Origin of the sequence: Sphingomonas sanxanigenens DSM 19645 = NX02 (genome assembly GCF_000512205.2) — a bacterium.
Classification (GTDB): domain Bacteria; phylum Pseudomonadota; class Alphaproteobacteria; order Sphingomonadales; family Sphingomonadaceae; genus Sphingomonas_D; species Sphingomonas_D sanxanigenens.
In genome coordinates, this window is sequence record NZ_CP006644.1 from 5,952,979 (window position 1) to 5,979,388 (window position 26,410).

Genomic DNA, 26,410 nt, shown 5'->3' on the forward strand with positions numbered 1-26,410 from the left:
AGACAATGGGCCTGCAGACAGTGATGCTTCAGTCGCGCGAACGGCTTATTGTGCGCTGCACAAATGGCGCGGCGGCGGTCGGTGCGGCACAGGCCCATTTTGCGGTCGCCGGACCTGCTTTGACTGTGTTCCTTAAGCAACAGCGCAGGAGGATCGTGCCCATTCGGCCAAGTTTATTGTCTGACTAATGCAAATTGTCTGGCGCGCGTCCCTCCTCCCAGCTATATATGACAGCAAGGTCCACATGATGGGAAACGGTGGGCCAACGACAGGGAGGATGGGGATGAGCTTTTCTAGCACTGTTCGATATGGCGCGGGTACCAGCCTGGCGACGCTCGCATTCGCTTCGATGATGGTGTTCGCGGCACCGGCCCACGCGCAGGATGCGCCGCCGCCCGCAGAAGCGGTCGATGCGGCGCCGGCCGAAGCGCCCGAACAGGATATCGTCGTCACCGGCTTCCGCGCCTCGCTCGCCAGCGCGCTCAACCAGAAGCGTACTGAGACCGCCGCGATCGACAGCATCGTTGCCGAGGACATCGGCAAGTTCCCGGATTCCAACCTCGCCGAATCGATGCAGCGCGTGCCCGGCATCGCGCTTCAGCGCGGCGACGGCGGCGAGGGCCGCAACATCTCCGTGCGCGGCCTCGGGCCGGGCTTCAGCCGCGTGCGCATCAACGGCATGGAAGGCACCGCGCAGACCGGTTCGTCGGACATTTACGGTGCCGGCAACAATGGCCGCAGCTTCGACTTCAACGTCTTCCCGACCGAGATATTCTCGGCGCTGGCCGTGCGCAAGACGCCGTCCGCCGACGTCGAGGAAGGTTCGCTCGGCGCCACGGTCGACCTGACCGCGCCCAAGCCGCTCGACCAGAAGGAGGATTTCGTCCTCACCGCGACCGCGCGCGGCGTCTATAACGAGCTGTCGAAGAAGGTCGATCCGCGCGCCTCGCTGCTCGTGTCGAAGAAGTTCGGCGACGGCACGTTCGGCATTCTCGGATCGTTCGCCTATCAGAAGCGCCGCCTGCGCGAGGTCGGCTATTCGTCGGTGGACCTGCTGTCAGCGAACACCAATGGAGGCTTCTGCTCGCCGGTCGGCTTTGCGTCACAGAACCCCGGCGACAATGCGGGCAAGGGCACTGATGCGCTGAACTGCAGCACGGGCAACCCGCGCACGAGCAACGCCGCCGCCTATCAGACGATCCTCGACCTGCGGCGCGACGACCTGCCGAATGTCGAGGGCAGCGGCGCCTTCCTGCCGCGCATTCCGCGCTATCTGAACTCCGAACAGAATCAGGAGCGCATCGGCGGTTCTCTGAGCCTGCAGTTCCAGCCTGACGACGATACCGACATCTCGCTCGACATGCTCTATTCGCGCTTCGAAGTGACCCGCCGCGATAACTATATCGCCGGCATTTCGTTCGCGCGCTCGGCCTCGAACAATGGCCAGCCGATGACCTCGGTGCGCGACATCGAGTTCGACGAGAATGGCTCGCTGCTCTCCGGCCTGTTCGACGGCGTCGACGTCCGCTCGGAAGGGTTGATCGACAATTTCGTGTCGACGTTCAAACAGGCCAATCTGAACTTCAAGCATAACTTCACCGATACGTTCACGGTAACGGCGATGTTTGGCCTCAACCGTTCGATCTGGGACGGCAAGAAGCGCCTCCAGACCTTCATCGATGCGATCGACACCGATAATTTCTCGATCGACTTCAACGGCAATTCGACGCCCGTGCTGGGCTTCGGGGTCGACGTGAACGACCCGACCAGCTTCAACTATGCGCCGGGTCGTGCCGATGGCACCGTGCTGGGCGGGTTCAGCTTCCAGGGCAAACCCTCGAAGAACACCACCGACGGCCTCACTGGTGAGGTCAATTTTGACTGGGAATTCACCGACGGTTTCAAGCTGAAGTTCGGCGGCCAGTACCGCGAGAGCGACTTCCGCTCGACCTTCCTGCGCGCCTACAACGCCGATACCGTCGTGCGCGCGTTGCCGGCCGGCACCACGCTGGCGGACATCACCACCAACATCACCGGTGTCGACAAATTGTGGGGCAATGGTGCGCCGTCGAGCTGGGTGGCAATCGATCCCGAGAAGTGGGAAGAGACGTTCGACTTCGACAGCGTGCGCTACTGCGGCGTCGAATGCGGCGGCGGCGATACCAATGTCCGTGAGAGCGTGACCAGCGCCTATGTGATGAGCACGTTCGACCTGCAGGATCGCCTGTCGTTCGGCGTCCGCGGCGACATCGGCGTCCGCTATGTCCATACCGAGCAGTTCAGCTCGGGCATCATCCCGGTTGCGCCGCCGGCGGGCACCACCTCGCCGACCAACCTCGTCGGGCAATATGCGTCAGTAAATCGCAGCTATGACAACTGGCTGCCATCGGCGAACCTCGTGATCGAGCCGTTGGACAATCTGCTGCTGCGCTTCTCGGCGGCGAAGGTGCTGTCGCGTCCGGAACTCGGATTGTTGGCGCCGACCAGCGGCGTCAACCCGGTAACCCGCGTCGGCAACGTCAACAATCCGATGCTTGAACCGATCAAGGCCGACACATTCGATGCCGCCGTGGAATGGTACTTCCGTCCGGGCGCGCTACTGTCTGCGGCGTTCTTCTACAAGGACGTCAAGACGCTCGTGCAGTCGGTCACCAGCCAGGTGCCATTTAGCGAACTCGGCCTGCCGAACGCGCTGCTTGAAAATTCGAACACTGCGCCGACGGAGCTGTTCACCGTCTCGCGGCCGGTCAATTCGCCGGGCGGCACCTTGAAGGGTATCGAAATCAACGCGCAGGTGCCGTTCGATTTCGCCGGTGGTATCCTGAGCAACTTCGGTGCGTTGGGCAACTTCACCTACATCAAGTCGGACTTCGAATATTGCCTGGTCAGCACCGGCGGCGCCTGCACGGTAACGGTGGAGAACGACCTGCTCGGTCTCTCGCGCTACACCGCCTCGGGTACGCTGTACTATGAGGATGACAGGTTCAGCATCCGCAGCACGGTCAACTATCGCGACAAGTTCCTGCGCGGCATCCCCGCCTCGCCGGGCAGCGACGTGCAGGGCAATGCCTCGACCATCTATGTCGATGCGTCGGCCTCCTACAGCATCAACGACAACATCAAGCTGATCGTCGAGGCGACCAACCTCACTGACGAGCAGAACCGTCTCTACATCGACAGCCAGCGTCAGGACACATTGTTCGAGACGCGGATCGGCCGGACCTTCACCTTCGGCGTCAATGTCCGGATGTAAGCCCGGCGGGTCGCTGCCAGAGGCATGAGAGGAAAGGGGGCCGAATGGCCCCCTTTCTGATTCCCGGCGCGGCGAGAATGACCGCAGGCACACCTTGTCACACCGGCGCTATTAAGCATATTCATCTGATAATAGGCAGAGAGGGGGCGTGAGGTGACAGTGCGCGGCACTTGCGGCAGAACGCTGCCGTGCAGACCGATATGACAGATATGGATCCGACGCTCGGACGTTCGGAACTCGGACGGAACCTCACCTTGGGGATGCTCGACACGCTGGGCCGTGCGATCGTCACGGGGCGCTACGAGACGCGGCCTTTTCCCACCGAGGCGGAGCTTGCCAAGGCGCATGGCGTCAGCCGATCGGTGACGCGTGAGGCTGTGAAGATGCTGACCGCCAAGGGGCTGGTCAGCGCGCGGCCGCGGCAGGGCACGGTGGTGCAGCCCGCCGCCAACTGGAACCTGTTCGATCCGGACGTGCTGCACTGGCTGCTCGAGCGCAAATTCTCGGTCGATCTGCTCCGCCAGTTCAACCAGCTGCGCGTCGCGATCGAGCCCGAGGCGGCGGCGCTCGCGGCGCAATTCCATGACGCGGCGGACCTGGCTGCGATCCGCGCCGGGCTGGCTCGCATGGAAGCGGCGGAGGCGGGCGAGGATGACCCGCTCGATGCCGATATCGCCTTCCACATCGCCATCCTGCGCGCGTCGAAGAACCCGTTCTACGCGCAGTTCCAGATGATGGTCGCAACCGCGCTGCGCACCTCGATCCGCTTCACCAACCGCATGAAGGGCCGCTCCGCCAACATCGGCGATCATGGTGCCGTCGCCGACGCGATCGCCGCGCGCGATCCGCAGGAAGCGCGGCTGGCGATGCGGCGCATCATCGGCGACGTGCTGGAACTGATCGCGGCGGACAAGGCCGGGGTGTGACGCTCATAGTCCTCCCCAAGCTTTGCTTCGGGGCGGACACAGGACAAAAAAGGGCGGCCGCATCGCGACCGCCCTTTCTTTTTGCGTATCGGCCGCCGGACCTACTCGATCCGGTTGGCGAGCTCGCGGTTCAGCCACAGCGCCAGCAGCGTGCCGGCGGCACCCGAGAGCAGATAGGCGCCCGAGGAGATCAGGCCGAACTGGCTCGACAGCAGCAGCGCGACCAAAGGCGCGAAGCCGGCGCCGAACAGCCAGGCGAGATCCGAGGTCAGCGCCGAGCCGGTGTAGCGATGGCGCGGCGAGAAGCTGGACGAAAGCGCGCCCGAGGCCTGGCCGAAGGAGAGGCCGAGGAGAACGAAGCCCATCAGCATGAACATGATCTCGCCCGACTCGCCGGCGTCGAGCATCTGCGGCGCGAAGCCGCTGAAGGTCGCGATCGCCGCGGCGGTGGCGCCGAGCAAGGTGCGGCGCCCGATGCGGTCGGCGAGCTGGCCCGAGACGATGATCGCGATCACGCCGATCGCGGCGGCGATCGCCTCGATCACCAGGAAGCGCGTCGGGCTCTCGGTGGTGAACAGGAAGACCCAGGAAAGCGGGAACACGGTGACCATGTGGAACATGGCGAAGCTGGCGAGCGGCGCGAAGGCGCCGATCGCGACGATGCGGCCCTCGGCGCGCAGCGTCTCGCCCACCGGCGCCGGCTGCAGCTCGCGGCTCTCGAACAGCTCGGCATATTCCGGCGTCACCACGATGCGGAGACGTGCGAACAGCGCCACCACGTTGATCGCGAAGGCGACGAAGAAGGGATAGCGCCAGCCCCAGTCGAGGAAGTCGGCGGCGGGAAGCTGGGTGATGAAGAAGGCGAACAGCAGGCTCGACACGATCAGGCCGAGCGGCGCGCCGAGCTGCGGGATCATCGCATACCAGCCGCGCTTGTCCTCCGGCGCGTTGAGCGCGAGCAGCGAGGCGAGGCCGTCCCACGTGCCGCCCAGCGCGACGCCCTGGCCCATGCGGAACAGCGCGAGCAGCAGCGCCGAATAATGGCCGATCGTCTCGTATCCGGGCAGGAAGGCGATCGCCGCGGTGGAGCCGCCGAGCAGGAAAAGCGCGGTGGTCAACTTGGCGCCGCGGCCGTAGAGTCGATCGACCGTCATGAAGATCAGCGTGCCGACCGGGCGCGCCATGAAGGCGAGTGCGAAGATGGCGAACGAATAGAGCGTACCCGTCAGCGCATCGACATAGGGAAAGACCAGCTTCGGGAACACGATCACCGAGGCGATCGCATAGACGAAGAAGTCGAAGAACTCGGAGGTGCGACCGATGATCACGCCGATGACGATTTCACCGGGATCGATCTTGTGGCCATCCGCGTGGAGGGAGCGGACATCCTTCTCCGGCTGGGTCTCGGCTACCGGTTGGGCATTCATTCTCTTCGGCTCCCGGGGCGCGACCCCTGTGCATGAATCGACGGCGCGCGGGTGCGCCCGCGAGCGGATGAGCCCCTTTGATACTGCAGCGCACACAAGGGCATTGGACAAAATGTCCTATGTCTTTTCGCACGTGCGGCATTAGGCGCAGCGTCATGCTCCACTCCGCCCGCCGAATCCGGCCGCCGCTGCGGCTCCTCAACGCCGCCGCCCTCGTCCCGCTGCTCGGCGGGTGCCAGACCGTCGTTCTCAATCCCGCGGGAGACGTCGCGCGGCAGCAGGGCGATCTGGTGGTCATCTCCACCATGCTCATGCTGCTGATCGTCGTGCCGGTGATGGCGCTGATCGGCCTGTTCGCCTGGCGCTATCGCTCGGCCAATACCGAGGCGCGCTACGAGCCGGACTGGGATCACTCCACCCAGCTCGAACTGGTGATCTGGGCGGCGCCACTGATGATCATCATCTGCCTGGGTGCGCTGACCTGGGTCGGCACCCATCTGCTCGATCCCTATCGTCCGCTCGCGCGCACGGCGCCGCAACAGCCCGTGAATGCGGCGGTCAAGCCGCTCGACGTGCAGGTGGTCGCGCTCGACTGGAAGTGGCTGTTCATCTACCCCGAATATGGCATCGCGACGGTCAACGAGTTCGCGGCGCCGGTCGATCGGCCGGTCAGTTTCCGCATCTCGTCCTCGTCGGTGATGAACTCCTTCTACATCCCGGCGCTCGCGGGCCAGATCTACGCGATGCCCGGCATGGAGACGAAGCTGCACGCCGTGTTCAACGAACCCGGCGAGTTCAAGGGCTTCTCCGCCAACTATAGCGGCGCCGGCTTCTCGCACATGCGCTTTGCCGCCAGGAGCCTGTCGCCCGCCGCGTTCGACGCGTGGGTGGCCGAGGCCAAGGGCGGCGGCGGCGCGCTCGACCGCGCCGGCTATCTCGAACTGGAGCGCCCGAGCGAGAATGTACCGGTCGCCCGCTTCGCCAATGTTGAGACCGGCCTGTTCGACAAGGTCGTCAACATGTGCGTCGAGCCCGGCAAGATGTGCATGACGGACATGATGGAGATCGACGCGAAGGGCGGCCTCGGCCTCGCCAGCGCGCACAATGTCCGCCGCCTGCATTATGACAAGACCGGCGGTCGCGGCACCGGCCCGCTGGTCGACCGCCGCGTCGTCGCCGCGCTGTGCGCGCAGGACGAATCGAAGTCGGCGCACAGCCATGTGAAGGCCGGCCCCTCGGCGCCGGTCGATCTCGCGCCGCTCACCGGCGTGGGCCTCTCGCGCCCGGCCGACCGCACCGGTCTCACGCTCATCCCGTCGGCGCGCGCGGAAACGTCCGCGCCCGCCCGCCCGTAACCGTCGGAACCCATATTCATGTCTTCTGATCCGACCGCGCCCATGCCGTTCAGCCCGATCTTCGGGCGGCTCTCGCTGGATTCGCTGCCGCTCCATGAGCCGATCGTCGTTGCGACCTTCGGCGCCGTCGTCATCGGCGGCATCGGCGTGCTCGCCCTGCTCACCCGCTTCAAGCTGTGGGGCTATCTCTGGAACGAGTGGTTCACCAGCGTGGACCACAAGAAGATCGGCATCATGTACATGGTGCTGGGCCTCATCATGTTCCTGCGCGGCTTCGCCGATGCGGTGATGATGCGCCTGCAGCAGGCGTTGGCCTTCAACGGCTCCGATGGCTATCTGAACGCGCACCACTATGACCAGGTGTTCACCGCGCACGGCGTGATCATGATCTTCTTCGTGGCGATGCCGTTCGTCACCGGGCTGATGAACTATGTGGTGCCGCTGCAGATCGGCGCGCGCGACGTCTCCTTCCCGTTCCTGAACAATTTCAGCTTCTGGATGACGACCGCGGGCGCGGTGCTGATCATGACCTCGCTGTTCATCGGCGAGTTCGCGCAGACGGGCTGGCTGGCCTATCCGCCGCTCTCCGGCCTGGCATACAGCCCCAATGTCGGCGTCGACTATTATATCTGGTCACTCCAGATCGCGGGCGTGGGCACGACATTATCAGGTATCAACCTGATTGTGACCATCATCAAGATGCGTGCGCCGGGCATGTCGCTGATGAAGATGCCGGTGTTCACCTGGACCTCGCTGTGCACCAACGTGCTGATCGTGGCGTCGTTCCCGGTGCTGACCGCGGTCCTCGCGCTGCTCAGCCTCGACCGTTACGTCGGCACCAACTTCTTCACGAACGACTTCGGCGGCAGCGCCATGATGTACGTGAACCTGATCTGGATCTGGGGCCACCCTGAGGTCTACATCCTCATCCTGCCGCTGTTCGGCGTCTTCTCGGAAGTCACCTCGACCTTCTCGGGCAAGAAGCTGTTCGGCTACAGTTCGATGGTCTACGCCACGGTCTGCATCACCATCCTGTCCTACCTGGTGTGGCTGCACCACTTCTTCACCATGGGTTCGGGCGCCAGCGTCAACAGCTTCTTCGGCATCACCACGATGGTGATCTCGATCCCGACCGGGGCGAAGCTCTTCAACTGGCTGTTCACCATGTATCGCGGCCGGATCCGCTTCGAACTGCCGATGATGTGGACGGTCGCGTTCATGTTCACCTTCACGATCGGCGGCATGACCGGCGTGCTGCTCGCGGTGCCGCCCGCGGACTTCGTGCTGCACAACTCGCTGTTCCTGATCGCGCACTTCCACAACGTGATCATCGGCGGCGTGCTGTTCGGCCTGTTCGCGGCGATCAACTTCTGGTGGCCCAAGGCGTTCGGCTTCAAGCTCGACAAGTTCTGGGGCCTGGTCTCCTTCTGGTGCTGGGTCGTCGGCTTCTGGGTGGCGTTCACCCCGCTCTACGTGCTCGGCCTGATGGGCGTGACGCGGCGCATGCGCGTGTTCGACGATCCCTCGCTGCAGATCTGGTTCGTCATCGCCGGCATCGGCGCGGCGCTGATCGCGGCCGGCATCGGTGCCATGCTCGTCCAGTTCGCGGTCAGCATCTGGAAGCGCAAGGAACTCGCCGACACCACCGGCGATCCGTGGGGCGGCCGTACGCTGGAGTGGGCGACCTCGTCGCCCCCGCCGGAATATAACTTCGCCTTCACGCCGGTGATCCACTCGCTCGACGCGTGGTACGACATGAAGTCGCGCAATGCCGAGCGTCCGCTGAGCGGCTTCCGCCCGATCCACATGCCCAGCGGCACCGGCACCGGCGTCATCCTGGCGGGGATCAGCACGGTGATGGGGTTCGCCCTGATCTGGCACATCTGGTGGCTGGCGGGCCTCGGCTTCGTGGCGCTCATTGCCACCGCCATCGCCCATACCTTCAACTATAAGCGCGATTTCCACATCCCGGCCGAAACGGTGGCGACCACCGAGGCCGAGCGGACGCGCCTGCTCGCGGCAGGAGCATGACGATGAGCGCATCCCAGACGATGACGGCCGGCGGGCCGGTCAGCTTCTACGACCTCGACGAACATGATCATCCCGAAGGCGGCAGCACGATGCTGGGCTTCTGGATCTACCTGATGAGCGACTGCCTCATCTTCGCGATCCTGTTCGCCTGCTACGCGGTGCTCGGCGGCAATTTCGCCGCCGGCCCGTCGCCGCGTGACCTGTTCGATCTGCCGCTGGTCGCGGTGAACACGGCGATGCTGCTGTTCTCCTCGATCACCTATGGCTTCGCGATGCTGGCGATGCAGCGCGATCAGGCGCGCCAGGTGCAGTTCTGGCTGCTGGTCACCGGCCTGTTCGGTGCCGCCTTCCTCTCGATCGAACTCTATGAGTTCGCGCACCTGATCCACGAGGGCGCGACGCCGCAGCGCAGCGCCTTCCTGTCCGCCTTCTTCACGCTGGTCGGCACGCACGGCCTGCACGTGACCTTCGGCATCGTCTGGTTGCTGACCTTGATGGTGCAGGTGGGCAAGCGCGGGCTGATCCAGGCCAACAAGCGCCGGCTGATGTGCCTCAGCCTGTTCTGGCACTTCCTCGACGTCATCTGGATCGGCGTCTTCACCTTCGTCTACCTGATGGGAATGCTGCGATGAGCCACGACGCGCACGACGCGCATCACGATCATGCCGATGGCGGCCATGGCAGCATGCGCGACTATGTGATCGGCTTCCTGCTGTCGGTCGTCCTCACCGCGATCCCGTTCTGGCTGGTGATGGCCCGCCCGATGTCCGACGGCGCGATCGCCGCGCTGATCATGGCGTTCGCCGCGGTGCAGATGGTCGTCCACATGATCTACTTCCTGCACCTCAAGGGCAGCACCGAAGGCGGCTGGAACATGACCGCGCTGATCTTCACGATCATCGTCGTCGTGATCATGATGACCGGCTCGATGTGGGTGATGTACCACCTCAACACCAACATGATGCCGATGCCGGCCGCGTCCGACATGCGGCAGATGCCGTGAACCCCGCCCGCCGCCCGCGCCCGTCATGGGCGCGGATGGCGCTGGCCGCGACGATGCTCCTGCTCGTCGCGGCCTTCGTTGCTCTGGGCGTCTGGCAGATCCAGCGCCGCGCCTGGAAGCACCGCCTGATCGCCGCCGTCGAATCCCGCGTGCATGGCGCGCCGGTCCCGGCGCCCGGCCGCGCCACCTGGGACCGCATCACCGCGGACGGCGACGCCTATCGCCGCATCACCGCCACCGGCCGCTTCCGCCACGATCGCGAGACGCTGGTGCGCGCCACCACCGGTCTCGGCTCGGGTTATTGGGTGATGACTCCGCTTCAAACCGCGGGCGGGTTCAGCCTGATCGTCAATCGCGGCTTCGTGCCGCCGGAAAAGCGCGATCCCGCGTCCCGTGCGGCGGGGCAGGTGGGTGGTCCCGTCACCGTCACCGGCCTGCTGCGCGTCACCGAACCCGGCGGCGGCTTCCTGCGCGCCAACGATCCCGCCGCCGATCGCTGGTATGGCCGCGACATCGCCGCGATCGCCGCCGCGCGCGGGCTGAAGGATGCAGCGCCCTATTTCGTCGACGCCGATGCCGCGCCCAACCCGGGCGGCTGGCCGCGCGGGGGGCTGACCGTCATCAGCTTCCCCGACAATCACCTGCCCTATGCGCTGACCTGGTTCGGCATGGCACTGCTCTCCGCCTGGGGCGCATGGTGGGTGCTGCGCGATCGCGAACGGGGGGCTAAGGGGGAGGGGTGACCACCACCCCCGACGACACCACCCGTTCCGCGCCGCCGGAGACCAACGCCGGCCGGCGCAACATGCACCTGCTGGTGCAGCTCCGCTGGATCGCGGTCGGCGGCCAGCTCGTGACGATCGCGGTGGTGCACGGGCTGATGGGCATCCCGCTGCCGCTGGCACCGCTGCTGGTCATGCCGGTGATGCTGGCCGCGATCAACCTCGCCAGCCTGCCGCTCATCGCGCGGCGCACGGCCGTGACCAACAGCGAGCTGACCGGTGCGCTGCTGTTCGACGTCGCCGCGCTCGCCTGGCAGCTTTATCACAGCGGCGGCATCACCAATCCCTTCGCCTCGCTGTTCCTGCTGCAGATCGTGATCGGCGCGATCCTGCTCACGCCGGCATCCTCCTGGGCGATCGTCGTCGCCACCGGCATCGCGCTGCTGACGCTGCGGCTCGATTCCCAGCCGCTGCCGCTGCCGCCGCCCTACAGCGACAATCCGATGAAGCTCTACCTGCAGGGCAGCCTCGTCTGCTTCGCGCTGATCGCGGTGTTGCTGGTCGCGGTGGTGACGCGGGTGACCAGGAACCTCCTGCAGCGCGACGCGGCGCTGGCGACCATCCGCCAGCGCGCGGCGGAGGAAGATCATATCGTCCGCATGGGGCTGCTTGCCTCGGGGGCGGCGCATGAACTGGGCACGCCGCTCGCCTCGCTGTCGGTGATCCTGGGGGACTGGAAGCGGATGCCGCGGTTGAGCGGCGACGCCGAACTGCAGGACGACCTGCGCGAGATGGAGGCCGCCGTGAAGCGCTGCAAGGCGATCCTCAGCGGTATCCTGATGTCCGCCGGCGAGGCGCGCGGCGTGGCGCCGCGGGTGACGACGATGCGCACCTTCCTGGATGGCATCGTCGCCGAATGGCATGCCGCGCGCCAGCCTGAGACGCTCGCCTATGCCGACCTCTTCGGCGCCGACCTGCCGATCGTGTCGGACCCGGCGCTCAAGCAGGTGATCGACAACGTCATCGACAATGCCGCCGAGGCCTCGCCCGGATGGGTCGGCATCACCGCGCGCCGCGAGGAGGAGATGCTGGTGCTCGAGGTCGCCGATCGCGGTCCCGGTTTCGCGCCGGAGATGCTCGCCTCCTTCGGCCAGCCCTATCGCTCCACCAAGGGGCGGCCGGGCGGCGGGCTCGGCCTGTTCCTGCTGGTCAACGTGCTGCGTACGCTGGGCGGCGAGGCGAATGCGGTCAATCGCGGTGAAGGCGGCGCGCTGGTGCGGCTCAGTCTGCCGCTGACGGCGCTCGTCTATGAGGATAAGGGTGCGGCATGACCGAAACCCGCCTGTTGATGATCGTCGAGGATGACGAGGCGTTCGCGCACACGCTCAAGCGCTCCTTCGAACGGCGCGGCTATCGCGTGCTGCTTGCCGACAGCCACGATGCGCTGCAGGCGCTGCTCGCGGAAGGGCACCAGCCTGGCTTCGCGGTGGTCGACCTCAAGCTCGGCGGCGCCTCCGGCCTCACCTGCGTCCAGACCCTGCGCGCCACCGACGACGAGATGCGCATCGTCGTGCTCACCGGCTTCGCGAGCATCGCCACCGCGGTGGAGGCGATCAAGCTCGGCGCGTCCTACTATCTCGCCAAGCCCTCCAACACCGACGATATCGAAGCCGCGTTCGCGCGCGACGATGGCGATCCCGACGCGCCGGTCGACGGCCGCCAGACCTCGATCAAGACGGTGGAGTGGGAGCATATCCACCAGACCCTGGTGGAAACAGGCTTCAACATCTCCGAATCGGCGCGACGGCTGGGGATGCATCGGCGGACCCTGGCGCGGAAGCTGGAGAAACGGCGGCTGACGTAGGGAAGGCGTCGCTTCGACACCCCCTATTCCGCTCGGGACGAACGGGGAGGGGTCAGGCCGCGGGGCGAGTCCACGCCCCCACTTCTCCCGCCACGAATTCCACGAACCGCCGCGCGCGCAGCGGCATCGCCCGCGCGAAGGCGTGCAGCGCCTGCACCGGAACCGTCGGCAGCACATGGTCCGGCAACACCACCACCAGCCGGCCCGCTGCGACATCCTCCGCCACCGCCGTCGCCAGCATATGCGCGATGCCGAGGCCGCCGACCGCTGCAAGCCGCAGCGCCTCGCCGCTGTCGGTGTCGAAGCCGCCCTCGGGATCGATGCGGGTGCCGTCGGCGAAGCGGATCGGATAGGGGCGCCCGTTCAGCAGGTAGCGGACATGGCGATGGCGGCGCAGCGCGTCGGGATCGGCGGGCACCCCCTGCGCCGCGAGATAGGCGGGCGAGGCCACCAGCCGCAGCGGGAGCGATCCCAGCGGCCGTGCCCATAGCCCGCTGTCGGCGACGGCGCCGGCGCGGATCGCGAGGTCATAGCCTTCGCGCACGAGATCGACATGGCGGTCGGCCAGGCTGAGTTCCAGCACCAGCGCCGGATGTGCCGGCGCGAAGTTCGCCGCGATCGCCGGCATCAGCGCGCGACCGAGGTCGGCGGGCATGGTCACGCGCAGCCGGCCGCGCACCTCATGGTCGCCGCGAAGTTCTTCCTCCGCTTCCTCCACCGCACGGATCAGCGGCGCCATCCGCTCGTGATAGGCCTGCCCCTCCTCGGTCAGCGCCAGCGCGCGCGTCGTCCGCTGGAACAGCCTCACGCCCAGCCGTTTCTCCAGCCGCGCGATGCTCTTGGAGATCGCCGAGGGGGTGGTGCCCAGCCGCCGCGCACCGGCGGTGAAGGATCCGGCCTCGACGACGCGGATGAAGGTGGCAAGGCCCTGCACGGTTTCGGCGCCCATTGATGACCATCCGGCACAATTGAACTGAGCAATGAAGGAATAGACCGACCGACGGGCAAGAACCAGATGGCGTGCACACCCCAAGGAGGTTCTGATGGCTCAACTGGAAGGCAAGGCCGCTGTCGTCACCGGCGGCAACAGCGGCATCGGCTATGCGATCGCCGAGCGCTTCGTGGCGGAAGGTGCGCGGGTGCTGATCGTCGGGCGTCGCGCGGATGCGGTCGGGCAGGCGGTCACCGCGCTCGGCGATGCGGCGACCGGCATCGTCGGCGATATCGGCGAGATCGAGACGCACCGGCGCGTCGCGGCGCTGGTCGCCGAGCGTTTCGGGCATGCCGACATCTATGTCGCCAATGCCGGCGCCAACACGATCACCCCCACCGCGGGCGTCTCTCCGGCCGAGTATGAGGCGCAGTTCGCGATCAACGCGCGTGGCCCCTTCTTCGGGGTGCAGGCGATGTTGCCGCACCTCGCCGATGGCGGCGCGCTGATCCTGGTCGGCTCGATCGCGGCGACCAAGGTGCTTGAGAACCACGCCGTCTATGCGGCGAGCAAGGCGGCGGTGGCGGCGCTCGCGCGGGGCTGGGCGGTCGAGTTCGCGCCGCGCCGCATCCGCGTCAACCTGCTGAGCCCGGGCCCGGTGGCGACGCCGATCCTCGGCAAGCTCGGCATCGATGCGGTGGCGCTGCCCGCGTTCGAGGCGATGATGGCGCAGGCGATCCCGCTCGGCCGGCTCGGCCAGCCGGAGGATGTGGCGGAAGCGGCGCTGTTCCTCGCGTCGGATGCGTCGCGCTTCGTCACCGGCATCGACCTGCGCGTCGATGGCGGCATCGCGCTCACCTGAACGCGCCGGATCGGCATGGATCGGCATGGATCGACAATCGCTTCGGTTGCGATAAGCCTCGTCCTGCGACCGCTCCCCACCCGGCGGCGCGGGATGAGGAGCGCCGATGGACGTCGCGATCGCAGCATTGGTGCTGATCCTGCTGATGCTGGCCGCCTATCGCGGGCTCAGCGTCATCATCTTCGCGCCGCTGCTGGCGATGCTCGCGGTGTTCCTCACCGATCCGGCGGCGGTGCCGGCGGTGTTCTCCGGGCTGTTCATGCAGAAGGTGGGCGCCTTCCTGCAGCTCTATTTCCCGGTCTTCCTGCTCGGCGCGCTGTTCGGCAAGCTGGTCGAGATCTCCGGCTTCTCGCGCGCGATCGTCGGCGCGGTGATCGGCTTCCTCGGCGCGGGGCGGGCGATTCCGGCGATCATGATCGTCACCGCGCTGCTCACCTATGGCGGGGTCTCGGTGTTCGTCGCGGTGTTCGCGGTCTATCCCTTCGCCGCCGAGATGTTCCGGCAGGCCGATATTCCCAAGCGGCTGGTGCCCGCCACCATCGGCCTCGGCGCGCTGACCTTCACGATGGATGCGCTGCCCGGCACGCCGCAGATCCAGAACATCATCCCCAGCAGCTTCTTCGGCACCACCACCTGGTCCGCGCCCGTGCTCGGGCTGACCGGATCGGTGGTGATCGTCGCGGCGGGCCTCGCCTATCTCAACTGGCGCCGGCGAACGCTGGCGGCGGCGGGGGAGGGCTATGGCCGCGCCGCGGATCTGGTCAACGAGCCCGAGGCGGTGGCGGGCGCCGGCGCGATCAATCCGGCGATGGCGCTGCTGCCGCTGGTCGTGGTCGGCACCGCCAACCTGCTGCTCACCTTGTGGATCCCGCACCTCGCCGGCGACACTGTCCGCGTCTCGCTGATCGGGCTGGAGGCGCCGCTCGAGATCGAGGTCGCCAGGACGGCGGCGCTATGGGCGGTGGAAGGCGCGCTGCTGCTGGGCATCGCCACCATCGTCGTCACCGCTTTCCCCGCCATCCAGGCGCGCTTCGCCGAAGGATCGAAGGCGGCGGTGGGCGGCGCGCTGCTGGCGGGGATGAACACCGCGGTCGAATATGGCTTCGGCGCGGTGATCGCGGCGCTGCCCGGCTTCCTCGTCATCAAGGAAGCGCTGCGCGCGATCCCCGATCCGCTCTTGAACGAGGCGATCAGCGTCACCTCGCTCGCCGGCATCACCGGTTCCGCCTCGGGCGGGCTCAGCATCGCGCTGGCGGCGATGGCGGAGCAGTTCGCCGCCGCCGGCGACGCCGCGGGCATCCCGCGCGAGGTGCTCCACCGCATCGCCGCGATGGCATCGGGCGGCATGGATTCGCTGCCGCACAATGGTGCGGTGATCACCTTGCTCGCGGTGACCGGTCTCACCCACCGCCAGGCCTATAAGGACGTCTTCGCGCTGACCCTGATCAAGACGATGGCCGTATTCGTGGTGATCGCTGTGTTCTACGTCACAGGCTTCGTCTGATCGGCTACTTTTATTTCGCTCGATTCGTCGCACGACACCGTAACGATCAATCTTTGCAATCGATCAACCGCCCCGAATCCGCTACAAATTGAGCGAAGTTGGCGGGTCGGGGTGTATTGCGACATGCGGTTATGGCTTCTCGCGGCGTTTATGGCGATGACGGTTTCGACGGGGGCGGCCGCACAGCGTGGCCCGCTGCCGCATCGCTTCGAGAACGAGATCGAGGCGTTCAAGAAAGCCGATTCCGCGCGGACCGAGCCGGAGAAGGCCGCGCTGTTCATCGGCAGCTCGACGGTCCGCTTGTGGGATCTGCAGCGCAGCTTCGCCCACGGCAGCGTGATCAACCGCGGCTTCGGCGGCGCGACCACCCCCGAACTTCTCTATTATTATGGCAGCGTCGTGAAGCCGCACCGGCCGGCGGTGATCATTGCCTATATCGGCGAGAACGATATCGCCGCGGGCGCGACGCCGATGAAGGTGGCGGGCGACGTGCTGATGCTGCTCCAGCGCCTGCGCCGCGACTATCCGGAGGCGCGGATCGGCTATGTCGCGATGAAACCCAGCCCGGCGCGGATCGCGCTGTGGGGCCGGATGGACGACGCCAACCGCATGATCGCGGCGCGCGCCGCAACCTATCGCGCGGACTTCCTCGATGTCGGCGCGGAACTGCGCGGGGCGGACGGCCTGCCCGATCCGGACCTGTACCGCGCGGACCGGCTGCACCTCAACGATCGCGGCTATGCGGTGTTGACCGCGGAGCTGCAGGGCTATGTCGGCGGTGCGAAGCAGCCCGTCAGCGCGAAAGTGGCGCGGTAAACTTCCCTCGCCCCTTTGGGGAGAGGGTTGCGCAGACTTGGGTCCGCCCGTTGGCGGGCCCTGGTCGTAGCTGGGTGAGGGGATGCGGCGCTCTCGCGCCGCGCGCTCGCCGCGAGCGCCGTCCTCGATGCGGCGACGTCCTTCGCATTCCTGCAACAGCCTCTCCCATCGTATATCTGGCTCCCGCCCATGCATCCGTGCACAGTCTCGCGCGTTTGACGCGAACCCCTTGCAAGGAGACTCGAACATGACCGACCTCAGCGCCATTCGCGAGCATATGGAAATCATCGGCGCCGACGGCGTCCATGTCGGCACCGTCGACAAGGTCGAGGGTGACCGCATCAAGCTGACCAAGGCCGACAGCGGCGAGGGCAGCCACAAGGGCCATCATCATTATATCTCGGTCGGGCTGGTCGCCGAGGTCGAGGGCGACACGCTGCGCCTCTCCGCCAATGGCGATGTCGCCGTGCTGTTCGAGGAAGAAGAAAACGGCTGACGCCACGCCAATCCCTCTCCCCGGAGGGGAGAGGGAAATGCCGCCGCAGGCGGCGAGGGAGAGAGGGCTGGAATCCTTGGGATCCATGCCCCTCTCCCTGGTCCGCTGCGCGGACCTGTCCCTCTCCCCGGAGGGGAGAGGGTTAAGCGAAAACGTTTCGCTTGTAATTGATTGCCCGATTCGCTATCGGCGCCACTATTACTTCAGGGAACCAAGCAATGTCGCGCCTCGAACAAGGTATCAATCAGCTATCGACGATGGATCATTCCGTCGCCGGCGGACTGTATTTCACCGCGATCTGACGACGTCTCCCCTAAGCGGGAGGCGAAGGCCTCCCTGTGTGTCTGCGGACCCCGGTTGGCCTGAGCCTCCGGGGTTTTTTATTGGCCGCGCGCGCCGCGCGGCCGCGATCGAGGAGTGGGTCATGGCCCATATGCTGATCAATGCCGTCATCGTCCTGCCGTGCGCCTATGGCGAACGCGTCGATGGCGCATGGGGAACGACCTTCCCGGCCTGAGCCCAGGATCCACCTCCGGGGACCGTAACGGACCCGGCAAGCGCGTGCATCTGAGGCTCGCCGGGGTCCGCCCGGCGGGCCTTTTCCTTTGTCACTTATTCGGCGCGTCACCGGCGAGGCGGCGCGGCGGCACCCCTTTGGCGCGCCAATGCCAATGGCCGTCCGGGCTGGTTTGGCCAACCCGTCCGGACGGCGCCTTCAAGAGCAGGAACAAGACGATGCTCAACACCAAGACGCATGTGAATGTCGGGACCATCGGCCATGTCGATCATGGCAAGACCACGCTGACCTCCGCGATCACGCGGGTGCAGGCGGCGCGGTTCGGCGGGCAGGCCCTGTCCTACGACCAGATCGACCGGGCGCCGGAGGAGCGCGCCCGCGGCATCACGATCAACACCGCGCATGTGCAGTATGAGTCGGACAGCCGGCATTACGCCCACATCGATTGCCCGGGCCATGCCGACTATGTGAAGAACATGATCACCGGCGCGTCGCAGATGGACGGCGCTATCCTGCTCGTCGACGCCACCAGCGGCGCCGCCAGGCAGACGATCGAGCATGTCCTGCTCGCGCGCCAGGTGGGCGTTCGCCACATCGTCGTGTTCGTCAACAAGCTGGACATGGTGCCCGCAGCGGATCGGGACGAGATCCGCGCGCTGATCGAGCTGGAGATCGGCGAACTGCTCGGGCTGCGCGGTTATGAAGGCTCGCCCTTCATCTTCGGCAGCGCGTTGCGCGCGGCGCAGGCGATCGAGCGCGGCGACCTCGCCGATGCCGATGTGCAGGCGATCGCCGGTCTCGTCGCGGCGCTGGACCGCCACATCCCCGATCCCGTGCGGGATCTGGAGGGCGCGTTCCTGATGCCGATCGAGGGCGTCCACACCATCGCCGGCCGCGGCACGGTGGTGTCCGGCCGCGTCGATCGCGGCCGGGTGAAGGTGGGCGATCTCGTCGAGATCGTGGGCAGCGAGGAGGATGGTACCTCGGTCGTCACCGGCGTGCAATCCTTTCACAAGGATGTGCCGGAGGCGGTGGCGGGCATGAATGTCGGCCTGTTGCTGCGCGGGCTGAAGCGCGACGCGGTGGTGCGCGGCCAGGTGCTGAGCGCCCCGGGTGCGATCCAGGCGCGCAGCAGCGGGCGGGCGGAACTGTTCGTGCTCGCGAAGGAGGAAGGCGGCCGGCACACGCCGTTCGCCAGCGGCTATCGCCCGCAATTCTTCTTCGGCGCCACCGACGTGACCGGCGTGATCCGGGTGGATGGCGGCGACGCCGTGGCGCCCGGCGACCGTGCGGAGATCGGCTTCGAGCTCAACCGACCGGTCGGCCTCGAACCCGGCGTGCGCTTCGCGATCCGTGAAGGCGGCAAGACCGTCGGCGCGGGCCTCGTCACCGCGGTAACCGACTAGCGCGACGTCGCGCGTGACGGCTCCCGGCCCTGGGAGAGAACTTTGCGCCCCAGGGTCGGGGGATGTGGTTGACTCGCTTGATTCAGTCCGAATGACGGTTTGCGGGAAATTTCTCCAGCCAATGAATGCGGCTCTCGAATGATTTACGGAGTCGGCTGGTCGGCGCGATGCCGAGGCGCATACGGCATCGTTCGATTTCTGTATCCAACTGGGCGAAGCTTAACTTGGCCAAGTCTTCCTCATGATCGATGATGCCGCTGCGTTTACCCATGATGGGGATGCTCGCTGTCAAAAGAGGGGGGCTTCAGGCGGCGCGCTTTGCAAGCCGACCCGCCGTATCAAGCCGCTGATGCAGAGCATTCGGCGATAGCTCCAGCCCATTGGGCCAAGCAAGCGCACCACCTTCGATGAAGGCCCGCGCGAAATAATCAGGATCAGCGAGCGGACGCGTCAGCACCGTGTCCCGCGCGATCAGCTCTTCCGCAGACCAGATACCATGCGCGCCGTCGCTGAAGGCCAGATCGAGGCGCATGGCGCCGGCCGGTCTGATGGCAATGATCTTAATCATCCTGGTCGGCTCCCGGGATCAGTTCCATCGGCTCCAGCGCTTCGCCGCGCGACCAGTTTGCCATCAGTTCCGCCTGATGGTCCAGCGCCCATTGCCGAACGATCCGCGCCGCCTTGTTCGGCAGGGTGCCGGCGATGATCTCGCCGTCCGCGATGCCGACAAAGGCCTCGAAGCCCTGATAGAAGGCATGAAAATGCGGCGGCGGATGATCGTCATGATACATCCGGATGATGATGCCGAAGAAGACCGAGATGATCGGCATGGACTGCCCGAAGGCGGCGGATTACTCCGCCGCAATCCCCGCCTTCGAGAACATGTCGCCCTCATCGAGATCCTCGTTGGCGATCGCGCTCGTCTTCGCCTGCCGGCGCTTGTCGAAGCTGTCCCACACCTCGTTCCAGTTGCCGCGGGTCGCCGCCTTCGAATATTCGGTCGCGCGGGTCTCGAAGAAATTGGCGTGCTCCACGCCGTTCAGCAGCGGCGCCAGCCACGGCAGCGGGTGTTCCTCGATCATGTACATCGGCTTGAGGCCGAGCTGGCCCAGGCGCCAGTCCGCGATGTAGCGGATATATTTCTTGATCTCCTTGGGCGTCATGCCCGGCACCGGGCCCTGCTCGAAGGCGAGGTCGATGAACGCGTCTTCCAGGCCGACGGTGGTGTGGCACACGTCGCGAATGTCCTTCTTCACCGCCGGGGTCAGGCAGTCCCGCTCCTTGGTGAAGGCGTGGAACAGGCGGGTGATGCCCTCGCAGTGCAGGCTCTCGTCGCGGATCGACCAGGTGACGATCTGCCCCATGCCCTTCATCTTGTTGAAGCGTGGGAAGTTCATCAGCATCGCGAAGCTGGCGAACAGCTGCAGCCCCTCGGTGAAGCCGCCGAACATCGCCAAGGTGCGCGCGATATCCTCGTCGCTGTCGACGCCGAACGTCGCCAGATAATCGTGCTTGTCCTTCATTTCCTTGTACTGAAGGAACATGCCATATTCGCTCTCGGGCATGCCGATCGTGTCGAGCAGATGGCTGTAGGCGGCGATGTGCACCGTCTCCATGTTGCTGAACGCGGTCAGCATCATCTTGATCTCGGTCGGCTTGAACACGCGGCCATATTTGTCGTGGTAGCAATCCTGCACCTCGACGTCGGCCTGCGTGAAGAAGCGGAAGATCTGCGTCAGCAGGTTGCGCTCATGGTCGGTCAGCTTCTGCGCCCAGTCGCGGCAATCCTCGCCCAGCGGCACTTCCTCCGGCATCCAGTGGATCTGCTGCTGGCGCTTCCAGAATTCGAACGCCCACGGATATTCGAAGGGCTTGTACTGCTTGGAAGCCTGGAGGAGCGGCATCGTCTGGTCCTTCTTCTGTCCCTCTCCCCTTGTGGGAGAGGGAGGGGCCCGGCCGCGCTAGCGGACGGGAGGGTGAGGGGGTGTCGCGGCCACGGCGATCCGCGCCAGCACGCCCTCGAGATGGGTGGTCAAATCCCCTCTCCTCTCCGGAACGGGGAGGGGGACCACCGCCGAAAGGCGGTGGTGGAGGGGTGGGCGCCGAAGCGTCCCGATCATATGCATTGAACCGACTGAGGCCGAGCCCGCCCCTCCACCACCCGGCTGCGCCGGGCGGAAACTCCCACGAGGGGAGAGGGGTGGCCGTTCACTGGCAGGCCAGGCACTCGTCATAATCCTTCACCTCGACCTCGATCTGCTTGAGGTCGATGGTGTTGTCGGCCTCCACGCCGCCGGCGAAGCCCGCGCGCTGCACCGACTTGGAGCGGAGATAGTAGAGCGACTTGATGCCCAGTTCCCAGGCGCGGAAGTGGAGCATCAGCAGATCCCACTTCTCGACGTCCGCCGGGATGAACAGGTTCAACGAGGCCGACTGGTCGATATAGGGCGTGCGATCGGCGGCAAGTTCGAGCAGCCAGCGCTGGTCGATCTCGAAGCTGGTCTTGTACGTGTCCTTCTCGTCCGGCGTCAGGAAGTCGAGATGCTGCACGGAGCCGCCCTTCTCCAGGATCGAGTTCCACACCGCGTCCGAATTCTTGGACTTCGCGATCAGCAGTTTCTCGAGATAGGGGTTCTTGATCGAGAAGCTGCCCGACAGCGTCTTGTGCGTGTAGATGTTCGCCGGGATCGGCTCGATGCAGGCGCTGGTGCCGCCGCAGATGATGCTGATCGACGCGGTCGGCGCGATCGCCATCTTGCAGCTGAAGCGCTCCATCACGCCCATGTCGGCGGCATCGGGGCAGGGGCCGCGCTCCACCGCGAGCTGCATCGACGCCTCGTTCACCTGCGCGTTGATGTGCTTGAAGATGCGCAGGTTCCACGACTTCGCCATTGCGCCCTCGAATGGCAGCCCGCGCGCCTGGAGGAAGCTGTGGAAGCCCATCACGCCCAGGCCCACCGAACGCTCACGGCTGGCGCTGTACTTGGCGCGTGCCATTTCGGGCGCGGCGCGGGCGATATAGTCGCTCAGCACATTGTCGAGGAAGCGCATCACGTCCTCGATGAAGATCTTGTCGTCCTTCCACTCGTCCCACGTCTCGAGGTTGAGCGACGAGAGGCAGCACACTGCGGTGCGATCGTTGCCCAGATGGTCGCGGCCGGTGGGCAGCGTGATTTCCGAGCAGAGGTTGGAGGTGGAAACCTTCAGCCCGAGATCGCGGTGATGCTTCGGCATCGCCTTGTTCACATGGTCCGAGAAGACGATGTAGGGCTCGCCCGTCGCCAGGCGGGTCTCGACCAGCTTCTGGAACAGCGCGCGCGCATCGACGCGGGCCCGTTCCGAGCCGTCCTTGGGGCTGACCAGCGCCCATTCCTTGCCGTCGCGCACCGCTTCCATGAAGGTGTCCGGAATCAGCACGCCGTGGTGCAGGTTCAGCGCCTTGCGGTTGAAATCGCCGGACGGCTTGCGGATCTCGAGGAACTCCTCGATCTCCGGATGGCTGACGTCGAGATAGCAGGCGGCCGAGCCGCGGCGCAGCGAACCCTGGCTGATCGCCAGCGTCAGCGAATCCATCACCCGCACGAACGGGATGATGCCGCTGGTCTTGCCGTTCAGGCCCACCGGCTCGCCGATGCCGCGCACCGAACCCCAATAGGTGCCGATGCCGCCGCCGCGCGAGGCGAGCCAGACATTCTCGTTCCAAGTGTCGACGATGCCGTTGAGGCTGTCGTCCACCGAGTTGAGGTAGCAGCTGATCGGCAGGCCGCGCCCGGTGCCGCCGTTGGAAAGCACCGGCGTGGCGGGCATGAACCACAGCTTGGAGATATAGTCGTACAGCCGCTGCGCATGCGCCGCGTCGTCTGCATAGGCGGAGGCGACGCGCACGAACAGGTCCTGATAGCTTTCGCCCGGGAGCAGGTAGCGGTCGGTCAGCGTTTCCTTGCCGAAATCGGTGAGGAGCGCGTCGCGGCTGTGATCGACCTCGACCGGGAAGGGCTGGGGATCGATGCTGTGCGACGAGCTGGCCGCTTCAGTCTGCGCCTCTTCGGCGGTGGTGGTGGTCATCTCGTTCGAACTCACGTCCCGGCTGTTACTGAACTCCATACGCGCCACCTCTGTTCACCGTGTGTTCGACTCAGGAGGCGAACCCCCCCTGTACACCCGCGCCCCCGTTTGGACACGCCGAATCCCCACTCGCTTACTGCCCAACCCGCTGCTCGCGGGACGAAACGGCCCTTCGCCGCGAAACCGCTGCGTCGGGCCGTTCACTATCTCTTGGGTCGGCCACCGAGCGGCGACACAACCCATAGTGCCTCATCCACGCTCACACACAAGAGGGTAAATGACGATTTAGAGACTCGCTTCGTCGCCGCTGCGATTCGTTTCGTCGCAGTCCTGCTTCGTTCCACCGCTGCGACGCGCGGATCTCTGCGGCTTGCCGAACCTGCAAGTGAACGAACCGGGAACTGCAAAAAAATTGCTGTGGATATCCGGACTTGGGCGCCGACCCCCCATCCTGGATGCATTCGTGCACGACAAGCGGCCATGATCTGCGTTAGCATCACGCCCCTGGAACGATCGCGTGTTGAGCGGCGGCCGGGAGGGGAGTCTGAGTATGAGCCTGATGTGCCGTGTGGTGGGACACAGCCCCAAGCGCGACCGCGCGCGCTACGACGGGGACTTCTATTGGGCGCCGTGCGATCGCTGTGGCAGCACGCTGATGCGGGATCGGAGCGGCTGGCGGATACCGACCAGATATGAGGCGGCACGCCATGAGGTCCGGCTGGACGATCTCGCGGCGGCGCGCGCGGCCGAGGCGCAGCCGGCAGAATGACGCCAGCGGTCATCGCACCGTCATCCATTTGCAACAGCCAGAGACAATTTTGCAGCGCGGCATGACGGCTGCTTGATTCCCGGACGGCGCACGTGAACGATTTGGGTTCGGGGGCAAGGCGCGATTCCGCGCGCCGGCGCTCCATGAACAGGAGGAATCCATGCGCGCCTTCCGTCGCGATTCGTTGATCATAGCGGCTCTTCTCGCATCCGCAGCAATGCCCGCTTATGCACAGGCGCCCGCCGACGAGGATGCGGCGGCGTCCGGCGACATCGTCGTCACCGCGCAGCGCCGCGCGGAAAGCATCCAGGATGTTCCGGTCTCGGTCGGCGTGGTCTCGGGCGATGCGCTGGCCGCGATCACCTCGACGGGGGCGGACGTGCGCGTGCTCGCCGGCCGCGTGCCCAGCCTCAACATCGAAAGCTCGTTCGGCCGGTCCTTCCCGCGCTTCTACATCCGCGGCCTCGGCAATACCGACTTCGATCTCAACGCCTCGCAGCCGGTGAGCGTCGTCTATGACGATGTCGTGCTCGAAAACCCGATCCTCAAGGGCTTCCCGATCTTCGATCTCGAGCGCGTCGAGGTGCTGCGCGGGCCGCAGGGCACCTTGTTCGGCCGCAACACCCCGGCGGGCATCGTCAAGTTCGACACGGTGAAGCCCGGCGAGACCGGCGGCTATGCCCGGGCGAGCATCGGCCGCTACGGCACCTCGCAGGTGGAACTGGCGCTGGGCGCGGCAGACCCCAACGGCTTCTCGGTCCGCTTCTCGGGCCTCTATCAGCGCCGCAACGACTGGGTGGACAATGTCGCCAATGGCGACGGCAGCGACCTCGGCGGCTATGAAGACATCGCGGCGCGCCTGCAGCTGCAATATGAGGACGGGCCGTTCAAGGGCCGCCTGATCGGCCAGGTCCGCGTGCTCGACGGCTCGGCGATCATCTTCCGCGCCAACACCAAGGCGGTGGGCAGCAACAAGCTGATCGGGCTCGACGGGCCGACCTCGCCGTTCGAGCGCGACAAGGTCTATCAGGACGGGCTGAACTTCCAGAAGCTCAACACCTACAATGCCGGCCTGAACTTCGAATATGATTTCGGCGCGGTGACCGCCTATTCGATCACCTCCTACTGGAACGGCGACCTCAAGAGCCGTGGCGATATCGATGGCGGCTTCGGCGCGTCGTTCCTGCCGGTTTCGGGGCCGGGGGATATCCCGTTCATGGCGCAGAGCCGCGACGACGTTCCCAGCCTCGACCAGTTCACGCAGGAAATCCGCTTCGCGTCGAACAACACGGGCGGGCTCGGCTATCAGTTCGGCGGTTTCTACTTCAAGGAAAACCTCGACATCGTCAGCTACGAATATTCGAACCCGACCGATGTCGCCCCCGCCGCCTTCGCGCAGCAGCGGCAGGAAACCGAGGCGTTCGGCATCTTCGGCTCGCTGAACTATGCGTTCGACAATGGCCTGAAGCTGCAGGCCGGCGCGCGCTACAATGACGACAAGCGCGATTTCGTCGCCTCGCGCCCGTTCGAGACGCGGCCGGACTTCGTCGTCAATCCCAACACGCCGGTGCCGCCGCAGCGCGCCAATGTGGAGGGCAACCTGCTGACCTGGGATGCGAGCGCGACCTATGCGGCGACCGACGACGTCAACGTCTATGCCCGCGTCGCCCGCGGCTATCGCGCGCCGTCGGTGCAGGGCCGCCTGACCTTCTCGCGGACGATCTCCACCGCCGATTCCGAAAAGACGATGTCCTACGAAGCCGGCCTGAAGACCAAGTTCGCCGATGGCCGCGTGCGTTTCAACCTGACCGGCTATTTCTTCGAGACCAAGGATCTGCAGCTCACCGCGGTTGGCGGCGCGTCCAACGCGGCATCGCTGCTCAACGTCAAGGCGAAGGGGCATGGTGCGGAGGCCGAATTCGAGGCGGCGCCGGTCGATGGATTGACGCTGAGCGTGGGCGGCTCCTGGAATATCGCCGAGATCGACGATCCCAACGCTTTCGTCCAAGGTTGCGGTAGTGGGTGCACGGTTCTCAATAGGTTGGACCGCATAGTCGGTACGACCAAAATCTACTCGATCGACGGCAACCAACTGCCGCAGTCGCCCAAGTGGACCGTCAATTGGACGGCCGGATACGAACTGCCGGTCGGCGATGGCGCGCTGTATGTCTTTACCGATTGGTATTATCGCTCTAAGATCCAGTTCTTCCTTTATCGCTCTGTCGAATATTCGGACGACAAGCTGATCGAGGGCGGCCTGCGCCTCGGCTACAAGACCGACCGCTTCGACTTCGCCGGCTTCGTCCGCAACATCACCAACGACAAGTCGTCGACCGGCGGCATCGACTTCAACAACCTCACCTCCTACGTCAACGAACCCCGCATCTGGGGCGGCGAAGTGAGCGTAAAGTTCTGATCTGACGGCCGAATTTCCTCCCCGAGCTTTGCTCGGGGAGGGGGACC

23 protein-coding genes are annotated in these 26,410 nt (G+C 65.7%); 16 read left to right on the forward strand and 7 right to left on the reverse strand.

Going from position 1 to position 26,410, the window contains the following annotated elements:
- Window positions 1-349 precede the first annotated feature (349 nt).
- Together NX02_RS27325 and NX02_RS27330 are read left to right on the forward strand one after the other, a co-directional pair.
- Complete coding sequence (locus NX02_RS27325) at window positions 350-3,253, forward strand: TonB-dependent receptor (RefSeq protein ID WP_425424050.1); 2,904 nt, start codon at window positions 350-352, stop codon at window positions 3,251-3,253.
- 200 nt (window positions 3,254-3,453) lie between these two features.
- Window positions 3,454-4,179 (forward strand): FadR/GntR family transcriptional regulator, encoded by a 726-nt coding sequence (locus tag NX02_RS27330; protein ID WP_025295349.1) that lies wholly within the window; start codon window positions 3,454-3,456, stop codon window positions 4,177-4,179.
- 101 nt (window positions 4,180-4,280) lie between these two features.
- On the opposite strand, the gene NX02_RS27335 is transcribed toward NX02_RS27330, so the two are convergent.
- Complete coding sequence (locus NX02_RS27335) at window positions 4,281-5,606, reverse strand: MFS transporter (protein WP_025295350.1); 1,326 nt, start codon at window positions 5,604-5,606, stop codon at window positions 4,281-4,283.
- A 155-nt stretch (window positions 5,607-5,761) separates the two neighbouring features.
- Here NX02_RS27335 and cyoA point away from each other — a divergent pair, with 155 nt between their 5' ends.
- The 7 genes from cyoA to NX02_RS27370 all read left to right on the forward strand — a co-directional run bounded on the left by cyoA (window position 5,762) and on the right by NX02_RS27370 (window position 12,581).
- The gene (cyoA, locus tag NX02_RS27340; protein WP_047099866.1) at window positions 5,762-6,961 is read left to right on the forward strand and encodes a ubiquinol oxidase subunit II; all 1,200 of its coding nucleotides are present in this window, start codon (window positions 5,762-5,764) and stop codon (window positions 6,959-6,961) included.
- A gap of 18 nt (window positions 6,962-6,979) precedes the next feature.
- A complete protein-coding gene (gene cyoB / locus NX02_RS27345) occupies window positions 6,980-8,992 on the forward strand; it encodes a cytochrome o ubiquinol oxidase subunit I (RefSeq protein ID WP_025295352.1) in 2,013 nt (670 codons plus the stop codon).
- 2 nt (window positions 8,993-8,994) lie between these two features.
- Window positions 8,995-9,624, forward strand: coding sequence for a cytochrome o ubiquinol oxidase subunit III (gene cyoC, locus NX02_RS27350; RefSeq protein ID WP_025295353.1), 630 nt, complete (start codon window positions 8,995-8,997; stop codon window positions 9,622-9,624).
- Window positions 9,621-9,995, forward strand: coding sequence for a cytochrome o ubiquinol oxidase subunit IV (cyoD, locus tag NX02_RS27355; protein WP_025295354.1), 375 nt, complete (start codon window positions 9,621-9,623; stop codon window positions 9,993-9,995). Before cyoC ends, cyoD begins: the two co-directional genes overlap by 4 nt.
- A 35-nt stretch (window positions 9,996-10,030) precedes the next feature.
- The gene (locus tag NX02_RS27360) at window positions 10,031-10,738 is read left to right on the forward strand and encodes an SURF1 family protein (RefSeq protein WP_025295355.1); all 708 of its coding nucleotides are present in this window, start codon (window positions 10,031-10,033) and stop codon (window positions 10,736-10,738) included.
- Window positions 10,739-10,800: 62 nt separating this feature from the next.
- Window positions 10,801-12,048, forward strand: a complete 1,248-nt coding sequence (locus tag NX02_RS27365; RefSeq protein ID WP_047100223.1) for an ATP-binding protein — start codon at window positions 10,801-10,803, stop codon at window positions 12,046-12,048.
- Entirely contained in the window at window positions 12,045-12,581 is a 537-nt protein-coding gene (locus tag NX02_RS27370; protein ID WP_025295357.1) for a response regulator transcription factor, read from the forward strand. The genes NX02_RS27365 and NX02_RS27370 overlap by 4 nt, the downstream gene beginning before the upstream one ends.
- A gap of 52 nt (window positions 12,582-12,633) precedes the next feature.
- Here NX02_RS27370 and NX02_RS27375 read toward each other — a convergent pair whose 3' ends face one another.
- Window positions 12,634-13,530 (reverse strand): LysR family transcriptional regulator, encoded by an 897-nt coding sequence (locus NX02_RS27375; RefSeq protein ID WP_025295358.1) that lies wholly within the window; start codon window positions 13,528-13,530, stop codon window positions 12,634-12,636.
- A gap of 94 nt (window positions 13,531-13,624) precedes the next feature.
- On the opposite strand from NX02_RS27375, the gene NX02_RS27380 reads away from it, so the two are divergent.
- The 5 genes from NX02_RS27380 to tuf all read left to right on the forward strand — a co-directional run bounded on the left by NX02_RS27380 (window position 13,625) and on the right by tuf (window position 19,113).
- Entirely contained in the window at window positions 13,625-14,374 is a 750-nt protein-coding gene (locus tag NX02_RS27380; protein ID WP_025295359.1) for a glucose 1-dehydrogenase, read from the forward strand.
- A gap of 106 nt (window positions 14,375-14,480) precedes the next feature.
- Complete coding sequence (locus NX02_RS27385; RefSeq protein WP_025295360.1) at window positions 14,481-15,878, forward strand: GntP family permease; 1,398 nt, start codon at window positions 14,481-14,483, stop codon at window positions 15,876-15,878.
- A gap of 156 nt (window positions 15,879-16,034) precedes the next feature.
- On the forward strand, window positions 16,035-16,694 hold the full coding sequence (locus NX02_RS27390; protein ID WP_053000788.1) for a GDSL-type esterase/lipase family protein: 660 nt from the start codon (window positions 16,035-16,037) through the stop codon (window positions 16,692-16,694).
- Window positions 16,695-16,941: 247 nt separating this feature from the next.
- The gene (locus NX02_RS27395; protein WP_025295362.1) at window positions 16,942-17,190 is read left to right on the forward strand and encodes a DUF2171 domain-containing protein; all 249 of its coding nucleotides are present in this window, start codon (window positions 16,942-16,944) and stop codon (window positions 17,188-17,190) included.
- Window positions 17,191-17,925: 735 nt separating this feature from the next.
- The gene (gene tuf, locus NX02_RS27400; protein ID WP_025295363.1) at window positions 17,926-19,113 is read left to right on the forward strand and encodes an elongation factor Tu; all 1,188 of its coding nucleotides are present in this window, start codon (window positions 17,926-17,928) and stop codon (window positions 19,111-19,113) included.
- Window positions 19,114-19,195: 82 nt separating this feature from the next.
- Here tuf and NX02_RS32855 read toward each other — a convergent pair whose 3' ends face one another.
- From NX02_RS32855 to NX02_RS27420, 5 genes are all read right to left on the reverse strand, one after another.
- Window positions 19,196-19,384, reverse strand: a complete 189-nt coding sequence (locus NX02_RS32855) for a hypothetical protein (protein ID WP_158014193.1) — start codon at window positions 19,382-19,384, stop codon at window positions 19,196-19,198.
- A gap of 33 nt (window positions 19,385-19,417) precedes the next feature.
- A complete protein-coding gene (locus NX02_RS27405; protein ID WP_025295364.1) occupies window positions 19,418-19,681 on the reverse strand; it encodes a DUF2442 domain-containing protein in 264 nt (87 codons plus the stop codon).
- A complete protein-coding gene (locus tag NX02_RS27410) occupies window positions 19,674-19,943 on the reverse strand; it encodes a DUF4160 domain-containing protein (RefSeq protein WP_025295365.1) in 270 nt (89 codons plus the stop codon). The genes NX02_RS27405 and NX02_RS27410 overlap by 8 nt, the downstream gene beginning before the upstream one ends.
- Window positions 19,944-19,964: 21 nt before the next feature.
- Entirely contained in the window at window positions 19,965-21,017 is a 1,053-nt protein-coding gene (locus tag NX02_RS27415) for a ribonucleotide-diphosphate reductase subunit beta (protein ID WP_025295366.1), read from the reverse strand.
- A 304-nt stretch (window positions 21,018-21,321) separates the two neighbouring features.
- On the reverse strand, window positions 21,322-23,217 hold the full coding sequence (locus NX02_RS27420) for a ribonucleoside-diphosphate reductase subunit alpha (RefSeq protein ID WP_025295367.1): 1,896 nt from the start codon (window positions 23,215-23,217) through the stop codon (window positions 21,322-21,324).
- A 511-nt stretch (window positions 23,218-23,728) separates the two neighbouring features.
- Between NX02_RS27420 and NX02_RS27425 the strand changes: the two genes are divergently transcribed.
- Complete coding sequence (locus tag NX02_RS27425) at window positions 23,729-23,947, forward strand: hypothetical protein (protein WP_025295368.1); 219 nt, start codon at window positions 23,729-23,731, stop codon at window positions 23,945-23,947.
- Window positions 23,948-24,164: 217 nt separating this feature from the next.
- Entirely contained in the window at window positions 24,165-26,363 is a 2,199-nt protein-coding gene (locus NX02_RS27430) for a TonB-dependent receptor (RefSeq protein WP_025295369.1), read from the forward strand.
- Window positions 26,364-26,410 lie beyond the last annotated feature (47 nt).